This is a genomic window from Psychrobacillus sp. FJAT-21963, assembly GCF_001420585.1.
In the GTDB taxonomy this organism is placed as follows: Bacteria; Bacillota; Bacilli; order Bacillales_A; family Planococcaceae; genus Psychrobacillus.
Window position 1 is genome coordinate 17,148 of the sequence record NZ_LJIY01000004.1, and the last position, 17,815, is coordinate 34,962.

At 35.2% G+C, this 17,815-nt stretch carries 20 protein-coding genes and 1 pseudogene; 3 read left to right on the plus strand and 18 right to left on the minus strand.

Annotation, left to right across the window (positions count from 1 at the left end):
* Positions 1–7: 7 nt before the first annotated feature.
* Both AN959_RS10790 and AN959_RS10795 read right to left on the minus strand, forming a co-directional pair.
* Positions 8–1,063 carry an iron ABC transporter permease gene (locus tag AN959_RS10790; protein ID WP_053591468.1) on the minus strand — a complete coding sequence of 352 codons (1,056 nt, stop codon included), beginning with the start codon at positions 1,061–1,063 and terminating at the stop codon, positions 8–10.
* Complete coding sequence (locus AN959_RS10795) at positions 1,060–2,064, minus strand: iron ABC transporter permease (protein ID WP_056830722.1); 1,005 nt, start codon at positions 2,062–2,064, stop codon at positions 1,060–1,062. Before AN959_RS10795 ends, AN959_RS10790 begins: the two co-directional genes overlap by 4 nt.
* Before the next feature lie 197 nt (positions 2,065–2,261).
* Between AN959_RS10795 and AN959_RS10800 the strand changes: the two genes are divergently transcribed.
* Positions 2,262–3,233, plus strand: a 972-nt coding sequence (locus AN959_RS10800) for an ABC transporter substrate-binding protein (protein WP_156350788.1), incomplete at its 3' end; no start/stop codon positions are given.
* Positions 3,234–3,326: 93 nt separating this feature from the next.
* On the opposite strand, the gene AN959_RS10805 is transcribed toward AN959_RS10800, so the two are convergent.
* From AN959_RS10805 to AN959_RS10830, 7 genes and pseudogenes are all read right to left on the minus strand, one after another.
* Positions 3,327–4,229 carry a DMT family transporter gene (locus AN959_RS10805; protein WP_056830724.1) on the minus strand — a complete coding sequence of 301 codons (903 nt, stop codon included), beginning with the start codon at positions 4,227–4,229 and terminating at the stop codon, positions 3,327–3,329.
* A gap of 107 nt (positions 4,230–4,336) precedes the next feature.
* Positions 4,337–5,788: a hypothetical protein gene (locus AN959_RS10810; RefSeq protein ID WP_056830726.1), complete on the minus strand. Its 1,452-nt coding sequence runs from the start codon at positions 5,786–5,788 to the stop codon at positions 4,337–4,339.
* Positions 5,789–5,906: 118 nt separating this feature from the next.
* On the minus strand, positions 5,907–6,074 hold the full coding sequence (locus tag AN959_RS21335; protein WP_172794360.1) for a hypothetical protein: 168 nt from the start codon (positions 6,072–6,074) through the stop codon (positions 5,907–5,909).
* A gap of 58 nt (positions 6,075–6,132) precedes the next feature.
* The gene (locus AN959_RS10815; RefSeq protein ID WP_056830728.1) at positions 6,133–6,621 is read right to left on the minus strand and encodes a YndM family protein; all 489 of its coding nucleotides are present in this window, start codon (positions 6,619–6,621) and stop codon (positions 6,133–6,135) included.
* 211 nt (positions 6,622–6,832) lie between these two features.
* Positions 6,833–7,612, minus strand: a pseudogene (locus AN959_RS10820) (cytochrome c oxidase assembly protein); the annotation flags it as partial.
* Between the two features lie 16 nt (positions 7,613–7,628).
* On the minus strand, positions 7,629–8,108 hold the full coding sequence (locus tag AN959_RS10825) for a DUF2243 domain-containing protein (RefSeq protein ID WP_056830730.1): 480 nt from the start codon (positions 8,106–8,108) through the stop codon (positions 7,629–7,631).
* 389 nt (positions 8,109–8,497) lie between these two features.
* Positions 8,498–9,538 carry an ATP synthase subunit B gene (locus tag AN959_RS10830; RefSeq protein WP_056830732.1) on the minus strand — a complete coding sequence of 347 codons (1,041 nt, stop codon included), beginning with the start codon at positions 9,536–9,538 and terminating at the stop codon, positions 8,498–8,500.
* Positions 9,539–9,724: 186 nt separating this feature from the next.
* Between AN959_RS10830 and AN959_RS10835 the strand changes: the two genes are divergently transcribed.
* Positions 9,725–10,123 carry a VOC family protein gene (locus AN959_RS10835; protein ID WP_056830734.1) on the plus strand — a complete coding sequence of 133 codons (399 nt, stop codon included), beginning with the start codon at positions 9,725–9,727 and terminating at the stop codon, positions 10,121–10,123.
* A gap of 165 nt (positions 10,124–10,288) precedes the next feature.
* Here the strand turns inward: AN959_RS10835 and AN959_RS10840 are convergent, their stop codons facing one another.
* From AN959_RS10840 to AN959_RS10875, 8 genes are all read right to left on the minus strand, one after another.
* Entirely contained in the window at positions 10,289–10,795 is a 507-nt protein-coding gene (locus tag AN959_RS10840; protein WP_056830737.1) for a GNAT family N-acetyltransferase, read from the minus strand.
* A 170-nt stretch (positions 10,796–10,965) separates the two neighbouring features.
* Positions 10,966–11,541, minus strand: coding sequence for an ATP-dependent Clp endopeptidase proteolytic subunit ClpP (gene clpP / locus AN959_RS10845; protein WP_056830739.1), 576 nt, complete (start codon positions 11,539–11,541; stop codon positions 10,966–10,968).
* Positions 11,542–11,556: 15 nt separating this feature from the next.
* Complete coding sequence (locus AN959_RS10850) at positions 11,557–12,375, minus strand: RNA polymerase sigma factor (RefSeq protein WP_056830741.1); 819 nt, start codon at positions 12,373–12,375, stop codon at positions 11,557–11,559.
* A 78-nt stretch (positions 12,376–12,453) separates the two neighbouring features.
* Complete coding sequence (locus AN959_RS10855) at positions 12,454–13,011, minus strand: isochorismatase family protein (protein WP_056830743.1); 558 nt, start codon at positions 13,009–13,011, stop codon at positions 12,454–12,456.
* Between the two features lie 144 nt (positions 13,012–13,155).
* Positions 13,156–13,527 carry a DoxX family protein gene (locus tag AN959_RS10860; RefSeq protein ID WP_056830745.1) on the minus strand — a complete coding sequence of 124 codons (372 nt, stop codon included), beginning with the start codon at positions 13,525–13,527 and terminating at the stop codon, positions 13,156–13,158.
* Between the two features lie 121 nt (positions 13,528–13,648).
* Positions 13,649–14,842, minus strand: coding sequence for a nucleoside transporter C-terminal domain-containing protein (locus tag AN959_RS10865; RefSeq protein ID WP_056830746.1), 1,194 nt, complete (start codon positions 14,840–14,842; stop codon positions 13,649–13,651).
* Between the two features lie 450 nt (positions 14,843–15,292).
* Positions 15,293–16,084: a GNAT family N-acetyltransferase gene (locus AN959_RS10870; protein WP_056830748.1), complete on the minus strand. Its 792-nt coding sequence runs from the start codon at positions 16,082–16,084 to the stop codon at positions 15,293–15,295.
* Positions 16,085–16,336: 252 nt separating this feature from the next.
* A complete protein-coding gene (locus AN959_RS10875) occupies positions 16,337–16,636 on the minus strand; it encodes a hypothetical protein (RefSeq protein WP_056830750.1) in 300 nt (99 codons plus the stop codon).
* Between the two features lie 145 nt (positions 16,637–16,781).
* On the opposite strand from AN959_RS10875, the gene AN959_RS10880 reads away from it, so the two are divergent.
* A complete protein-coding gene (locus tag AN959_RS10880; RefSeq protein WP_056830752.1) occupies positions 16,782–17,264 on the plus strand; it encodes a nucleoside 2-deoxyribosyltransferase in 483 nt (160 codons plus the stop codon).
* A gap of 63 nt (positions 17,265–17,327) precedes the next feature.
* Here the strand turns inward: AN959_RS10880 and AN959_RS10885 are convergent, their stop codons facing one another.
* Complete coding sequence (locus tag AN959_RS10885; RefSeq protein ID WP_056830755.1) at positions 17,328–17,705, minus strand: nuclear transport factor 2 family protein; 378 nt, start codon at positions 17,703–17,705, stop codon at positions 17,328–17,330.
* Positions 17,706–17,815: the final 110 nt, after the last annotated feature.

Here is a 17,815-nt window from a genome sequence, read left to right on the forward strand (position 1 = left end):
ATCACTATTATGCATTCCTTGTTTTAAACAATAAATAAATAAAATAAGGTGCTCCTATTCCCGCCGTAAATACACCCGCAGGAATTTCCAAAGGAGAAAACATTGTTCTCCCGATTAAATCAGCTAACATAACCAATATCCCACCGATTAATGCCGACACTGGTAAAAGTGCTCCAAAAGAAGATCCTACTAACCTTCTTGCCATATGAGGAGCCATTAAACCGACGAATCCAATACCACCCGCAAATGCTACAGAACCTCCTACAAGTGCAGTGCTTACTAACAATAAGAAGAAACGTTGTCGTTGAATACTTCCCCCTACTCCTGTAGCTATGTCATCTCCAAGCTCTAAAATATTTATATTTTTTACCATAATGAAGGCAATCGTAACAAAAATAATCGTCCACGGCACTAATATAGCTACATTACTCCAGCTAGAACCATAAACACTACCAGTAATCCATATATTCGCTTGGCTCGCCCTATAAATCGGTCCCATAATCATCATCAATGTAGTTAATGCTTGCATGAGCGCCGAAATCCCTATTCCAATAAGCACTATTCTTATAGGTGATACGCCGTTTTTCCAAGCTAGAACGTATACTAGGAGCGCGATGACCCCTGCACCAACAAACGCTGCAAGAGGTAGCCATTTAATACTTACCGTTAAAGAGTTATTTGTATCACTGAAGAAGGATAAAAAACTTACAACTGCCACGGATGCTCCGCCAGTTATTCCTAAAATGTCCGGCGAAGCCAAAGGATTTCGTATCATTCCTTGAAGGATTCCACCAGCTACCGCTAAAGCAATCCCTACCATTAGTGCTACAATAATTCTAGGTAATCGGAATGATTGGACTACAAGCTGTTCCATGTCGCTTCCACCACCAAAAAGAACGCTCAAGACCGTTAGAGGGCTTAATCTCATATCGCCTAAACCGGTGCTGACAATAAATACAACTCCCGTAATTACAAGGAAACTTATTAAAACGAATATAGCTTTTTTATCAAATAGAAAGGATATTTTTCCTTTTAACGCTCTGAAGCTTTTGTATTGATTCATCGTGCATTAAACCCCTTTCTTGCAATGTAGATGAAGAATGGAGTCCCTATGATAGCAGTCATTACACCTACTGGAATTTCTTGAGGCATAATGATATATCTTGCTAATATATCTGCAACAAGTAACAAAATTCCTCCTAGAACACCCGAAAAAGGTATAAGCCAACGATGATCAATACCAACGATAAATCTAGTAAGATGGGGAACCACAATTCCAATAAAGCCAATTGGTCCAGCAATAGCTACGGATCCTCCTGCTAATAAAATGACGATAATAGCCACTATAATTTTTAAAAACCCAGTATTTACACCTAAACCTTTGGCAACATCTTCACCCATAGATAGAACATTCATTTTAGAAGCTATAATAATAGAACCTAACCAACCTAACAGTAAATAAGGTAAAACATTTAATAAGATTTCCATCTTTCTACCTTCAACTGATCCAGCTAGCCAAAATAGGACCTGCTCAAAAGCAGCTTCATTTATAACAAGAAATCCTTGTGTAAAAGAGGCAAACATAGCTGACATAGCGGCTCCAGCTAAAGTTAATTTCATAGGTGTGAGCCCTTCTCTTCCTGTTGCGCCAATCGTATATACAGCAATTGCTGCTACTGCCGCTCCTAAAAAGGATATCCAAGTAAATGCTTGAAGATTACTTACCGAGAATAAAGTAACTGCTAAAACTACTGCAAATCCAGCTCCCGCATTCACACCAAAAATCCCAGGCGAAGCAAGTGGATTTTTCGTAAGAGTTTGCATTAAGACACCTGAAATGGCTAAGCTACTTCCAACAGCAGCAGCAATAAGAGCTCGAGGCAACCTCACTGTTTCAATCACTATATGTTCATTGGAACCATTATTATTTTGAAAAGCATCTAGAATCATCTTCCAAGAAGTTTCCGTATATCCGTAAACGATACTTGCACACATTAATAAGACTAATAGAGAAACGGCTATGATTAGACCAAGTAATCTTTGCCCCTTTGATTTTAATAACATAACAGTAACCTTTCTAAGACACTTTTATAAACGCTATTTACACCCTAGTCTATTGTAAGTTTTAAGGAGTGTCAATGAGTTTGAGAATCATTTTCAATTTCTTATTGACATAAGTTAAATAGAGCACTATTATAAAGCTTGTATTGAAAATGATTATCATTAACATTTGAATTTAGGAGGCAATCTAAGTGAATAATATGAAAAAGTTTTTCGCTATTATTTCTATATTTTCTTTATTGTTATTAACAGCGTGCGGACAAACGAAAGAAGACGCTACTACAACAAGTAAAGAGAACAAAGAAGACACAAGCTATACAGTAGAACATGCAATGGGTACTACTACAATTGAAAAAACACCTGAAAAGGTTGTAATTCTTACTAACGAAGGTACGGAAGCCTTACTTGCTTTAGGAGTAACACCTGTAGGTGCTGTTCAATCTTGGTTAGGAGATCCTTGGTATGACCACATTAGTGAGGATATGAAGAACGTAGAAGTTGTAGGCGTAGAGCAAGAGGTAAATTTAGAAAAGATAGCAGCCTTAAAACCAGATTTAATTATTGGGAACAAACTACGTCAAGAAGCTGTTTACGAGCAGTTAAGCGCAATTGCTCCTACTGTGTTCTCTGATACATTACGAGGCGATTGGAAAGAAAACTTCACATTATACGCTAAGGCATTGAACCTTGAAGAAAAAGGAAACGAAGTATTAAGTCAATTTGACACTCATATAGAAGAAGTAAAACAAAGTCTAGGGGACAAAGTGAACCAAGAAATTTCTGTTGTACGCTTTATGGCAGGTAAATCTAGAATTTATTATACTGACTCGTTCTCTGGAGTTATTTTTGATCAATTAGGATTTAAACGTGCTTCTCAACAATCGGAACTTTTTACAGCTGATAACAAGCTTGGTAATTTAGCTATTGAAGTAGGAAAAGAAGTTATACCGAAAATGGATGGAGATGTGTTATTCTACTTCACATATGCACCACAAGGTGACCAAGCAGCACTAGATACCGCTGCTGAATGGACGAACGATCCTCTTTGGAAAAATTTAAACGCTGTAAAAAGCGGGAATGTTTATGAAGTAAGTGATGCTATTTGGAATACAGCCGGTGGTGTTTTGGCGGCAAATATCATGTTAGATGAAATCGAAGATATCTTTAATAAANAAAATAAATAAATATAAAGACTACAAACTCGAAAAATGAGATGTTTGTAGTCTTTTTATTTTAGTAGGATTATACAATTTATATTTAGTCTACTAGAAGTCTAGTTTTTTTACCTTTTCATTTCGTTTTATTTGCTGTAGCAAAAAGAAAAATACTCCCAGCAACACAAGTATGCCTCCCATAATTTGCATGGCTACGAGTCGTTCATTTAAAATAATTGCCGCTAAAATAGTCGCCCCTACCGGCTCTCCCAAAATACTCATAGATATAGTAGTTGCACTAACAAAATTCATTAGCCAGTTGTTAATCACATGTGATATGGTCGGCACTATTGCAAGTAGCACAAAAATACCCCATTCTTTTGCATCGTAACCACTTATCTGAACGCTTGTTGCAATATTGTACACAATCAACGCAACTGCTGCAAAAGCGAAAACAGAAAAGCTATATATCCAATGGGACACTTTTTTGACGACACTTTGTCCTATTAATAGATATCCCACCACAGCAATAACACTTAGGAATGAAAGAATATCTCCAATAATGGCATTTTTACTTAAACCAAAATCACCCCACCCTACCATAACTGCTCCTACAACTGCTATTGCCATCGTCATTAAGGCAGATTTAGTTGTTTGTTCTTTAAAGAAAATCGCTCCGCCAATCAAAGCAATAATGGGTTGGAGGGCAAGAATAATTGTCGAACTCGCTACAGTAGTTAACTTTAAAGAACCAAACCAAAGAGCGAAGTGAAGTGCTAAAAATATGCCAGAAATGAATAACAACACCCATTCTCTTCTAGTTATTTTTTGAAACTCTTTTCTTTTAATCAATACAATTGGTAATAATAAAAAGCATGCTAAAATCATGCGATACATACTTAAAATAGTTGCTGGTGCATTCGACCATTTCACAAAAATCGCAGCAAAGGAAATTGCAACTATAGAAATAATCAATGGTAATACGATGGATTTCGATGTAGTTCCTTGATTCATTATAACTTACCTCATAACTTCCCTTATTTTCTTTTCGTACTTTAATATAATAGATAACGAACGGAAAGTGAAACATAAAATAAACTTTCTATCTTATCGATAGAAAGTTATTTAAAGGAATCTCTTTTTCTTTTCCTATATATATTACGAATACCTTTTATTCCTTCCGTTGCAAGTAAAAGAACAGATAATGAAATCCCTATTAATGCTGTTAGCAGTGATATCCATTCAAAAAAGGAGTACCCCGATACTTTTGACCAATCCGTTTTCCCTTTCCAGTCTTCTATAATTAAGTTCATACCATAAATTCCTGAAACCACTGTAAAAACCGTTAACATAAATAACAACATGTTTTGTCTCTTATCCCGTTGTTTTTCCTGTGCCTGATTAAGGTCATCTACCGTATTTTTCACTTCTTCAAACAAAGTATTTATATTAAATGTCTCCTTCAATATTTTTGTAAGCTCTTTACCTTCCATTCGAACCGAAACATTTTTAAAAAAGTAGCGAGAATCGAACTTTGAAATCATTTCTATTAATTCCTCTACATATTCCTGATCCTTTGACCAACTTACTTCGCTATGTTCGAAAGAGAGTTTTAACAGCATTATTTTATAGTAGTAATGAAGCCATAAATTATAATAATGAATACCCATAAAGTGTGAAATTTCATCCTCTAACTCACGATTTTTTCCCACTGAAACAGTAGTCTGTGTGTGTTCAGAAGTAATAATATATGTACTTGGTGCCCATCGATCATACAACCGTTTCTCAATATAGCGTTCAATATATTTTGGATTATTCGCCGAGATAAACTCCTGCCCTTTTGAATCTTTTCCATCCAACTGTCCCATTCTAAATAATTGGTCATTTGTTATTGTCTGGTTCTCGCCTGCTATAAAAAAGGCAGACGCAAGCATTCGTTCATCTTCAAAGTAAGGTAAACTTCCGTAGTACCCTTCTAATTTCTTGTTTCGTATGATAAATGGCTTTAAATTATGGCATAAATAATCTAAAATAAGCTCACTCGTTGAATCAAACTTTCCGTTTTGATGAATTATTTTACCGCCTTTTTCCTCTTCAATCTTTGCCTCTAATACACGAAAATGATTCATAAAATCCAAAACATTCGTTAGACTTTCTTGTTTTTTATCCATCTCTGTGCGAATGGTTATTAATCCTATTCCAAATGGGCACAATATAATATCGATGCTATTTAAAGTAAAATCTAAGTTGTTTCCATTTACTTCGTAAACATAGGAGTCCCTTATTTGTTTGGAATAACGTAAAAAACCTCTGTCTTTAGTGGAAAAAGGAAATAGTTTGTCTTCAATATACGGTAGAAAAAATTGATCTAATTCTTTATGACTAATTTTAATACCTTTCCCATAATAAAGATCCTGTAAATCTATATTTTTTAATTTAAAATAGTCAAACTGGTGCTCTACTAGGCTCTCCATTAAATCAGCCCGTTCTTTCTCGCGAAAAGAAAAAGGAAATAAGAATGTCATATATGACTTGGAGATAGTAAGATTATGTATTTTTATTTTCTCCACCATCTAAACGACCCCCTGATCTATTCCTTTGATAGATTATACCTCAATCCGTGAAACGCTAAACAAAAACACAGTTCTTCCTAATATCCCTTTAGGAAGAACTGTATTCATTTATCGAGTATTATTTTTGTTTATTGTTTTGTTTGTTACGATTGTTTTTGTTTTTATTATTATTTCGCTCATTGTTATTCGTATTATTTAAATTTTGAAAGTTGAAGTCGTCAGCGAACTCAGCTTGGTTGTTTTGGTTGTTATTACGAACCGTGTTATTACGATTATTGTTTCCCATGAAATGCTCACCTCCTTGACCATCTTAGATTGGTCTGAATGGAGGAAATTATACTTTTTTAATACATATTATGTGGCTTTGACTCGTCCTTCTTGTTATCACTAACATCTCCAGACATTTTATCTAAATCTGCTTCTTCTGCAAATTCTGTTTGTAAATTAGTTCTTTGATAATATCCAGTTTTTTCATCTGGATTGGATTTTTCTGGTTCAAAAATATTCATTTGCATATAACGATGGAAATACATTTCACCAACTCCTAAAATTAAAGCAGATATAAATGCTGCTGTTCCTAATGCAATTGGTTCATCATATAGGTTATAACCCAGCAACCATATCACCGCAAAAGCAAGAACAAAATCACCGATTGCCGCAAGGACATTGCCAATCCTCGGCAAAATAAACTCATCCCCAATAAAACCAACAACAGTTAAAACTACACTAGTTATTAATATTTCGGATAAATCGACACCAAAAAATAAGCCTAAAACAACCCAAAGAACGGCAGTAGTCATAATTAATTTAATTACAAATGATCTTATATGCATCACTTCACACCTTTCCTTCACTCTTTGTTGGTTGACCTGTTCTATCTTGATTTTCGCCTTTGACTTTTTTAGCAAACCATTCATTCAGTTCTTTATAACTCATCCCTGAATTCGCATTTAATCTTTTTACCTCTTCTATGTTTGTACCAACGACCGTATAATTCTCTGGATTATGCTTTATGTGAAACCCTCCCTTTTTATACGATTGTAAGTTAGATTGTTCCCGCAAACGGGAATGTTTGTACCACTGGAAAAACAAAACACAAATCAAACCTACTTCTATAGCATCACCACCATAGTACATAATCATCCCTCCAAGTTCGGACTGTAATCTCGTAACGCCAACTGGAGGATGGGCATAGATGTGCTTAGAAAGGATTGCATGACCAGACAACGCAAATAATAAAATTACGGATCGATAAACAAAACTTTTTCTATTTGGGGACGGATCAATATAAATGATTGAAATAGTAAATAAATAACCAGCAAGAAAAACATGGAAGTGAATGAACACATATAGAAGCATGTTTTGGTGCATCATAAGGAACAACTCAGTTGTATAAAGTAACCATAGACCTCCGACATTCAATACGGACGCGGTGATAGGATGATGAAGGATTTGCAGTGGCCAACTACGTAATACATGAGAAACTTTCCTTGCAACGGGTACAGGAAGCGTTCGCAATATAAGGGTCATCGGTGCAGCTATTGCTATAAAAAGCGGGGCAAGCATACCAAGTAAAAGATGCCCAATCATATGTGCGGAAAAATTTGTATGTGATTGTTGAGCCAATGGTCCGATGACTGTAATCGTTGCTGATAATATACCCAGTATCAAAAAAACCATACGATACACCGGCCATTGTTTTTTTCTGCGATTAGATATTATTACTGCTGTTATATAAAGAATGAATGCAAGAAGAAAAGGAGTAGCCAGGACCACTTGAAAAATGTCTATATCGCTAGTAGAGGCTTGGTGATTAGTATGCATATGTGTTCTACTCCTTTCATTGTGCTCTCTGTCGAGTACTATAAAGAAGGAATATACCAATAATAATCATAATTGCTGCAGAAATATTCCATACTAAATCATAAGGAAGAATATTTACACCATAACGAATTTGATGTAGTCCCATCCATTTATGCTGAATTATCCCATCATAAAGTTGAAATGCACCTGCTCCTAAAAATATTCCACCTATCCATCGCTTTAACCAGAAGGCATGACGACGGTGAAGATCAGCTAGCAAGAAGGAAGATCCTATTGTTGCAAAAAAACTAAAGGCATGAAATAAACCATCGGATACTAATCCAATATCCGTCGTGGACTTATCATAAAAATGATGCCAATGAAGAAGCTGATGAAAAACAGCCTCATCAATAAACGCAACAAAACCAAAGCCAAATAGGATGCCTGTCCACATATTGCGTTGGGCATATAATAAACGATTTTCATGCTTCTTAGTATTTTTAGTCACTGTATTCATTTGGTCCTCCTTAAGAAAAGTTTTGGTTAGTTTCCCCCCGAAAAGGAATTCCTAAACCAATTATTACAAGGCTTCTGGAAAGTGGGGATTTCAACTAAAACAATTGAGTTTTAAAAAAATGATGAACTTACTAGGAAGACGCTAACAAACACAGTTGTGACTAATTGATTTTTTACAATTATAGGTTATTCCAATTAAAGTGGCTCGTTTACCAACTAAATCCTCTAGGATTCCAACTAGGACAGGCTTTATTCCAACTAAATCCTCTAGGATACCGACTAAACGCCCTAAATTTCTACTAACTTATTTGAAGATTATTTTCAGCCGTTTGTAGCTTCTATTTTCCAATAATAAAGTGAGCGGAAAATAAATTCCGCTCACTTTATTAATTATTCTAAACTACCTTTAAACATAAGCTCTTTAATTGTAAAATTGTCAGCTTTACCCTCTAAAATATATTCAACATCTTTTAGCGTCTGTTCCATGGTTACCTCTTTACCCTCATGGCCCGTAACTTCTTCAGCGACAAAAAACGGTTGAGTAAAATAAGCTTCTAATCGTGTGCCACGTTCGTATGTTTCTAGATCAGTGTCTCGAATCTTATCTTTGCCATGAACTGTTACGATCGAACGCAGTTCTCGATATCTTCTTAATAACTTTTGAGCACGTTGTCTTAAGTTAAAATGACGTTGATCTAAATCTACTCCTTCAATTATTGAGGATGTAGAATATAACGGATGCACCGCTGGATACAAATGTCTTGTAGCGAGATCAACATCTAGTTGCCATACCGTTTCTAAAGGACCGTAAGGCATTTCCTCATCCACTACTTCTCCAGAAAGGTCTAATAATATGGTTGTAATATTATTAATACTTTCAGCCACTAGTTTTTCTTGCAAATCTAAAAGTTCTCCGGATACAATGTAGCTTTTATCCGTTATAAAAATGATATCCCCCGAAATTGCAGAAAGACTTTTGAAAGTCTCCTCAATCGATTTTGTTACATAGTCAGCTAATTCAATGGTCCCTTCTAATACACTGTATTCTGTTGTCGGTAATAAGAATACCGTTGTATAATTGCTCTTTTTAAATCGATGCATTAATTCAGCTAAAATGACAACTTGCCCCATACCTGGTCTAGCAATTAAACCAGTCGTGCCTTCTTTTACGAGCGGCGCAAAGAAATCCAAAGTTTTAATTTTCGTTTCAATCATATTCAACTTCTCCCCTCTTATTATAAGCTCATCTACCGTACAGTTAGCTAATGATGCAAGACCTACTAGCGTTTTTACCTCAGCCTTCCCTAAGTCAATTTTTCCTGTGCATAAATTCGAGACAGTAGCTGGTCGAATTCCTATCGATTTAGCAGCGGTTGTTAGGTTAGGTACTTTTCTTCTTAATAAGGCAACGTTCAAACGTATTTCATCCATAATTTTCCCTCCTCGTTACTTTTAATAGTAATTTATTTTACTTTTAAATGCAATAGTTTTTTCTCTTGAGAGTAAAAAATATTACTCTATAGATAAAATGTAAATTTTTTTACCTTTTTATTAAGAGGCAGGAATTCGCCATTCCTATGTGGAATATTTCTTAATAATAAGGAGGATTAAAAACGTATGACTCACTTCATTTCACGCATTTCCACAATAGAGATTCCGGTAAGTAATTTAGAGACTTCCATTGATTTTTATACAACTGTACTTGGTGTGTTTATAGATTTTAAAGGCGAAAAGGCGGCAATGTTGTCTTTTCATCAAAAAGGAGTTCCTACGATTTATTTAGTAGAGACAGAGGACTTCCAACCTCTTTCGTTTTCTAATAATCAATCAAAAATAGAGCATAGTATTATCGATTTCTATACTCCTTTACTAAAGGACTTTTACAAATTTCTAGAAAAGAAAAATATTGAAGTGGGACCATTGAATATAAATGAGGAGGGCATTGGAGGATTTGGTTTTAAAGATCCTGACGGAAATCTGCTGAGTGCATGTAATATAGAACATCTTGGACAATAGAAAGAAATTGCTAATAGAGCACTTTAATACCTGTTTTCAATGATTTCTGAATGCTACGGTCAGGCTTCGTCTACAACGTTACCGTGGGATTAATGAAGGGGTGGTCGTGACTGCAGTCACGACCACCCCTTCGTCTTTAAGCTAATTGTTTACCACCTAATTTTTTTATAATGTTTTATAGTAAATGATTGTCGCTTGTAATTCACCAGTTTCGGATTGGGCAAAGTTCGGAATCTTACCTGCTGGAATATAGCCTAATGAAGTGTAGAGGAGATTGGAGGGGTCTCCTTCTCTTGTGTCTAGAACCAACAAAGACTTTCCTTCTTTAATTGCTCTCTCTTCTACTTTTTCCATCAAGTAACGACCAATTCCATTACGTCTATAATGAGGATGTGTCATTAATTTTGCTATTTCAGCTCTATGAACACCATTCGGCTTTTCACATAAATGTAACTGTACACTGCCGACAATTCGATTGTTCCTTTTCGCCACAAGCAAGATGACATTAGGGCTTAGAACACCCTCCCAATAGTCCATAGCATCGGAAAGTTGTAGTGGTGGTAAAAACCCAACTGAAGCTCCATCATCTACTACTTGAACGAGTAGCTCTGAAAGTTCTTCCATATGCTCTTCCGTGGAAAAAAGTTGTTCCATTACCATTTGATTTATCATTTCTATCACCTCATATTAATGTGTTTTACTCTAATTCGACAAAGGTTTAATCTTTTCCTTTTAAAATAATGACATTTTCGTTTATATGGTATAGACCTAAGGCATTGCAGTATTACTAACCATCATAGGATAACAAAAGCTCCTCATCTTAAGTGATGAGGAGCTTTTGTTTAAATAATTTGATCGATTATACCGTAATTCACCGCTTCTTCTGCTGTCATGAAATAATCACGGTCTGAGTCTTTTGCAATTTTGTCGATTGATTGGCCTGTTCGTTCTGAAAAAATGCGGTTGATCCGCTCTTTCATCAGGAGGATACGTCTAGCACTAATTTCAATATCACTTGCTTGACCTTGCGCTCCTCCAAGCGGCTGATGAATCATAATTTCACTGTTCGGTAAGGCAAAGCGTTTTCCTATTGTACCTGCAACGAGTATCGTTGCACCAAAAGATGCTGCCAACCCTGTACAAATAGTCCGAACATCAGGTTTAATTATCTGCATAGTATCGTAAATAGCAAAGCCGGCACTTACCGATCCACCTGGACTATTAATATACAATGAAATATCCTTTTCAGGATCCTCTGCTTCTAGAAACAGCATTTGTGCCACAATATTATTTGCAACTACATCATTGATTTCTGAGCCAAGGAAAATAATTCGGTCTTTCAATAATCTAGAGTAAATATCATAGGAACGCTCTCCGCGACTTGTTTGCTCCACCACATATGGAATAAGATTAGACATTTAATAACTCCTTCTTTAGGCTACTGCTAAAAGCTCTTTTTGCTCCATCCAAGCTATTTGCGACAGCAAGGTCGATAGCTCTAATTGATAAAAAGGAACCATTAGGACTCCACCATTTTTCTTTGGAATCGAGATAAGCACATAAGGAGTACCGCTACCCACAAAAGATTGTACCACTGGGATTGAATTACATTTTGGCTCATTAGTTTGAGCTTGCATGAACGGAGCTTGTATTTCTTCTTGATAAAGTCGTAAGACGGTGTCAGGACTTCCATTTTTTAAAGCATCTATATATGGAATAGTGCATTCTTCTTCAAGCTCGTAAAGGGGTTCTTGTCGGACTAGCTGTTTTAAGTTTTTACGAGCACGATGAAGGGCAGCTTTTATAGACCCTTCACTAGAAGAAAGAAAGTTAGCTGTTTCTTTTACAGTGTAACCAAAACCAAATACTAACAATACGACTGTCCGTTGTTTGGCTGTCAACTCGTTGAGTAATCGATTAATCGTCGGTGTTATTGATTCTGTATGAGGTTCATCATTTAATTTAATCTTGGTTACATCTTGATACATATCTTCTTCTATTTTTCGTTTACGATATTTATCAATCCACGCATTAGAAGCTATCCGATACAAATAAGCCTTCGCTATTTGTTTAGGCATTTTCAACCAGCTTTCATACGTTTTTACAAGGGTCTCCTGCATTAGATCTTCCCCGTCCCATTTGGTATTCGTAAGGGATAGACAATACTTTTTTAAATCGAGCAAGTAAGGCTCGATTGCCATCTCAAATTCATCATTCATTTCAATGGGAGTTTTTTCAACAAGCGGCCGCATGTTTATCCCTCCTAAAAATTTGTCTTTCACTTATATAAACGGAAAAAGGGAGCTAAAAGGTACGGCTTAAAAAAAAATTTATCGATACGTATCATGTGTCGGTTGAAACAAATCTTCATGCGCACTTCGTACAACGGAAAAATGTTCAACATTATAATGACCATGAAGTATTTTATTATGATGGTTAATGATTTGTTCTGCTGAAAGGATCGTGGAATCGTTTGTAGAATGCCCATCCCCAACTAACGTTACATCCATATTATTTACTGTTGCAGTTCTAACCGCGGTGTCAATACAGTGTTCGGTTTTACAACCCATAATAACGACGTGTTTGATCTCATTTTCCTCTAAGTAATTTTTTAGTCCCGTTCCGTGAAACGAATTAGTAGCTGCCTTATCAAATATTTTTACATCTATTGGAATGGTAATATCCGAGTGTATTTGAAAGCCTTCCCCTTTTCCCTCCGAAACATCCGTATCTCGGACAAATAATACGATTGCATTAGATTCTAAAGCTTTTGTTATCACTAAGTTAATGTTAGCAACTAGCTCTTTTTTCTTGAATACACTTTTTTCATTTTGATTCCCTTCAATCAATTCTTGCTGAGCATCGATGATCAATAAAGCTTGTTTCAATAGAAACACTCCTTTTCTAATTCAAATAGGTCTTCATTTGCAACCTGTTTATTTTATTCGACCATTTTCAATCATTTACCTTTTTATTTGAACTCATAAAAAAAGAAGGGATTAAATTCATCCTCTTCTTTAAAATGAGCTTTCTTAGAATCCAGGAAAGTTGGATAAATGACTAAAGTTAATGAAAAATACAATGAACGCTAATATGCCTAGAAATAAAATCGTGGATGTTTGTTTGAAAGAATCCTTCACGCGCAGATGTGTCAAAATTCCACCAATGGCTGTGATCCCAATTATCAGCGCTCCAACAGCTGCCCAGCTATGCGCCAAAATTCCGATAAATAATGCCAATGCCCCTGCTAATTGAACAATACCGGTAACAACGCGGAACCACTGTGGCAACTTCCAATGATTAAAGTTTTGAACATGCATCTTCGAGCCAGTTACTTTACCGTATCCAGCAATCAAAAACGAGAAACCTAATAAAACCTGCAAAATAATTGATATAATTCCCATTTTCACATCCCTCCTTTATTACTTTATATATGCTTGAAGGAACTAATATACGAAAACTTTTTTATACAAAAAAAGACTCGAAAAAATTCGAGTCTTTTTACGTTTAGTTAATGCGGTTTTATTACCAAACAAATAAACCTACAATTGCAGCACTTAATAAGGAAACAGCGATTCCGCTGACAAGAAGTTTCCAAACGTTTCTACCTATAATAGCTGACTTTCCTTCTGACAATAGGGAATTGTATGATCCATAAATCATACCAATCGTACTGAAATTAGCAAACGACGTTAAGAATGTCGCAGCTACAGCTACGGTATGCGGTGACAACGTTTGTAATTGATCTTTTAAGTCTACCATGGCAACGAATTCATTTGTCGCTAATTTTGTCCCCATTAGCTCCGCAACATACATAGCTTCTTGCATTGGTAAGCCAAGCAACAAGGCAAATGGACTAAAAATTACACCAAATATTTTTTGGATAGTCAGACCATCCACGAACACACCTAATATTCCATTTACCGCAGCAGTTAAAGCAACGTATCCAATAAGCATTGCTGCGATTACGATTACCATGTTCATACCAACCATCATACTGTTCGAAATAGTAGAGAAGAAATCCTTTTTTTCCGATTTAGGTGGTGTATAAATAATATCTTCTTCTTTTGTCACAGTTATTGGATTTAGTAAGCTGACAATGAGTAGTGCGTTTAAACAGTTTAACGGAATGGCACTAAAAACATACTCGGCTGGGAGCATTGTTAAATAGGCACCTATTATGGATCCACTGATACAACTCATACTCATGATCCCTATAGTAAGTAAACGGTTATCCTTTAATACTGCTAGCTGGTTTCTTATAACAGCTAAGGCTTCCGTATTTCCTAGGAACATCATTTGAATGGAGTAAAAACTCTCTAATTTCGGTAGCCCTGATATTTTTGATATTACCCAACCAACTTTATCAATCAGCCAAGTTAAAATACCAAAGTAAGAAAGTATATCAAAAAAGGTTACGACGAAAATAATCGGAAGCAATGCACTAACTAAAAAATCCACAGATTCATTTCCAAAGGCAGATGGAATAACAAAAGCGATTCCTTCATTAGCACATTCGATTAGCCATATAAAGAAATCGGCAATTTTATTGATGACCCAACCACCGATATTTGTTCCTAACATAAATGCTGTTACAAGAAGTTCAACAATTAATATGGAAATAATCGGTCTCCATCTAACTTCTTTCTTACTTGGAGAACATAAATAAACAAGACCAAGTACCACAATAATACCTATAACATTCAATAAAAAATACATCCAAGCAACTCCTAGTTGTTAAATTAACTAGCCCTTATTTTTCATTATTTCCGTTGAATGAAAAAAATAAAAAATAGGGGCTTTAAAATAGAAAGAGTAGTTTATACCTACCCCTTCCCTTATTCATATTTAATCAAACTTCAAGTATTCTAAGCTTCTCTATCTTCAGCTATAAATGATTGACCCAAAAAATCCAAGTGGATACAAGAAAGATTTTATTTATACTACCCTTTCCCTTTCTCATAAGCAAGTGATTATCTCGAATTCGAAATTGCAAAATTAATACAAAAATTCACAAATAAATATTATTTTTAAGAAGTTCTTGCATATAAAATAGTATGAACAAAATTCTTTTTCTCATACTGATTAAGACAATGACAATAGGTCACCGAATTTTTCAGTGACCTAAAATTTCTTCCTATTTAATCTTCCGTTCATTTAATCACCTCTTTATCGGAATTTACTCCATAAAGCTTTGGTATAAGCTAATTTCATACCTACTCTTTCCATATTTCGATGGCTAGCACTTCCAAAAGATGTCTCACTTACAATATATTTTGCTCCTTTTTCCATAGCAACTTGTATCCGTTTGTGAAGTAAAGCTGCTTGTACACCTTTGCGCCGATATTCTGGCAAAGTTGCAGCGGCTGCCAATGTTCCAATTCCATCTTTGATAAACAAAACAGCAATTCCAGCAGGCACATCATTCACATATGCAGCATAAAAATCCCAACCAGGTACATCAAATAAAACCTTATTATTTTGCTTTATACCATCTTGAGTAAAACCGGGAAGAGCAAAAGCCTGGACATAAATTGAAGCGAATAAATCAAACTCATCTTTCAACAATGGACGTATCTCCACCTCTGATTGTTGGCTCTGTCCCTTTAAATTAACTGTTTCACCGATAAATGAATTATGAAAACCAGATTGATAATAACCATGTTCAGTTAATGCACGGAATAATGGATCCGAGCTATTTTCAGGTGTTATTTCTATTCTAAAGTTCATGGAAAGATCTTTATAAAATCGAAAAATTTCCTCTAGATGTAGTAAATCCAATTCGTTTAACCCTCGAACTGTATTAAAAGCCGGACCAGGAATTTTTTTAACAGAAAAAGCATGCGTTTTTCCCTTTACCAATCGATGAACGCCCATTGGATTACCTTCTATCGATTGAATAGCATCCAATCTGGATGTTATGGTTTGAATTTCTGCTTGCTCAATTATTGATAGTCTCATTAAATACCTCCATATTGCTTTGTAAATTTAACAGCCTTTTGAGTAGATTCAATTAAAGATGGGTCCCCTTTTACTTGCCTTAATAACAATGCTTATTGAAAATTATCCAAAGCCATAATCGGCTGCCCTAATTCTAAAAGACACTTTCCTTTATGCTGATAAGCAAAGTCTAATAGGATAGTATAATTTAAATCCAACGTACACATATTAATGGCTTGTTCAAACTTTTTTAATGCCAAATCATGTTGTCCATCATATTTTAACGCTTCCCCAAGTCGAATTATATTCGCTTAATGAAACAGCATATTCTAGACATTCAATTGCCGACGTTGTATTTCCAATAATTCTATATAAATTTCCTATACTTCCATAAATGAAAATTTGATCCTCTCGTTTGTAATTTGATATTGTTTCAAGCTTTTCCTCAAACTTTTCAATTATTTTCTTTAGCACATTCTCATCAGCACATTTCTCTCTAAGGAATTCATTTTCGTCATAATATATTAAATCGTTTAGTAATAATAGTTTATTTTTCAAATCATACAAGTTCATCCATTTTCACATCCTCTTTGAGCTTTTTAATACAAGATAATAAGAAAAAATGGAATCATACATTAATTCGGCAAAAAGTGTATGATGTCCTTTTGCTTTTATATAACTTCCTCTACAATATTAATGATGAATTGGAGGAATGATGATGACAAAAGGTTATTTAGCAAATGGGTTATTTGGTTTAGGGGATAGATTAGTCAATGAATTGGTAGCTAAAGAAGTTCGAGTAGCAATCCCAGGCGTGGACTTATATGTACCACAAGAAAACTTGGCGATAAATGACAAATCCGCTTACGCAGATAGTTTAGCAATTGCAAATGCAGACATAGAAGCTTTAAAGAACAGCGACTTTTTAGTTGCTATTATTGATGGAGTTGAAATCGATGCTGGTGTGGCTGCTGAAATTGGGGCATTTTCCATGCTAAATCGTCCTATTTTTGGACTTTATACTGATACCCGCCAACAAGGAAGAGACAATATAAAAAAAGTCGATGCATTAGTAGCCGATGGAACAGAAAACCAATTTATGTATCGAAACCTGTTTGTCATTGGTTTGATTAAACAAAATGGAGTAATAGTAAACTCTATAGAGGAATTATGTGAAGCTTTAAAAACAACCAATCAATAGATTATTATCTTTATGAAAAAGGCATGTGTTTAATATAATACATGCCTTTTTCTAACCAGACTATTACCTCTCTAACTCAATATATTCGCGCAATAGTTTCCAGTTATCTTTTTCTTTTCTCCAAACAAACATGCATTGAGCCGAATAAGGTTTACCATCAATCCTGTTTGTTTCTCTTCCCATGATTAAAAACTCCTCCCCATTTTTTCGTTCTGTCACAGAAACAGGCACAAAACTTTTTTCTGCATTACCATACTGCTCTAATACACTGTTTAAATCATAGTTATAATCATATCGGTCTGGTTGATCGAGGTTTGAATGAGCCCAATAGCCAACAAAGTTTTCAGACATAAACAGCCTGATCCCATCTCCATCTTTACTTTTAAATCCATCATTCCAAGACTTAAAATATTCCTCTATGACTTTTTGTATTACTTCCATGTTCATCCTCCTAACAAAAAAATTTCACCGTATAAGTCATTCGATGAACTTTTAGTAATTCCTTTTTCTTTTAGCTCTTTTCCAATTTTAACTAATTTCATTTTTATATT

Bases quoted from the DNA above. Each gene is read 5' to 3' on its own strand.
- AN959_RS10790 (WP_053591468.1), bottom strand. From the start codon at position 1,063: ATGAATCAATACAAAAGCTTCAGAGCGTTAAAAGGAAAAATATCCTTT.
- AN959_RS10795 (WP_056830722.1), bottom strand. From the start codon at position 2,064: ATGTTATTAAAATCAAAGGGGCAAAGATTACTTGGTCTAATCATAGCC.
- AN959_RS10805 (WP_056830724.1), bottom strand. From the start codon at position 4,229: ATGAATCAAGGAACTACATCGAAATCCATCGTATTACCATTGATTATT.
- AN959_RS10810 (WP_056830726.1), bottom strand. From the start codon at position 5,788: ATGGTGGAGAAAATAAAAATACATAATCTTACTATCTCCAAGTCATAT.
- AN959_RS21335 (WP_172794360.1), bottom strand. From the start codon at position 6,074: ATGGGAAACAATAATCGTAATAACACGGTTCGTAATAACAACCAAAAC.
- AN959_RS10815 (WP_056830728.1), bottom strand. From the start codon at position 6,621: ATGCATATAAGATCATTTGTAATTAAATTAATTATGACTACTGCCGTT.
- AN959_RS10825 (WP_056830730.1), bottom strand. From the start codon at position 8,108: ATGAATACAGTGACTAAAAATACTAAGAAGCATGAAAATCGTTTATTA.
- AN959_RS10830 (WP_056830732.1), bottom strand. From the start codon at position 9,538: ATGGATGAAATACGTTTGAACGTTGCCTTATTAAGAAGAAAAGTACCT.
- AN959_RS10835 (WP_056830734.1), top strand. From the start codon at position 9,725: ATGACTCACTTCATTTCACGCATTTCCACAATAGAGATTCCGGTAAGT.
- AN959_RS10840 (WP_056830737.1), bottom strand. From the start codon at position 10,795: ATGATAAATCAAATGGTAATGGAACAACTTTTTTCCACGGAAGAGCAT.
- clpP (WP_056830739.1), bottom strand. From the start codon at position 11,541: ATGTCTAATCTTATTCCATATGTGGTGGAGCAAACAAGTCGCGGAGAG.
- AN959_RS10850 (WP_056830741.1), bottom strand. From the start codon at position 12,375: ATGCGGCCGCTTGTTGAAAAAACTCCCATTGAAATGAATGATGAATTT.
- AN959_RS10860 (WP_056830745.1), bottom strand. From the start codon at position 13,527: ATGGGAATTATATCAATTATTTTGCAGGTTTTATTAGGTTTCTCGTTT.
- AN959_RS10865 (WP_056830746.1), bottom strand. From the start codon at position 14,842: ATGTATTTTTTATTGAATGTTATAGGTATTATTGTGGTACTTGGTCTT.
- AN959_RS10870 (WP_056830748.1), bottom strand. From the start codon at position 16,084: ATGAGACTATCAATAATTGAGCAAGCAGAAATTCAAACCATAACATCC.
- AN959_RS10875 (WP_056830750.1), bottom strand. From the start codon at position 16,636: ATGAACTTGTATGATTTGAAAAATAAACTATTATTACTAAACGATTTA.
- AN959_RS10880 (WP_056830752.1), top strand. From the start codon at position 16,782: ATGACAAAAGGTTATTTAGCAAATGGGTTATTTGGTTTAGGGGATAGA.
- AN959_RS10885 (WP_056830755.1), bottom strand. From the start codon at position 17,705: ATGGAAGTAATACAAAAAGTCATAGAGGAATATTTTAAGTCTTGGAAT.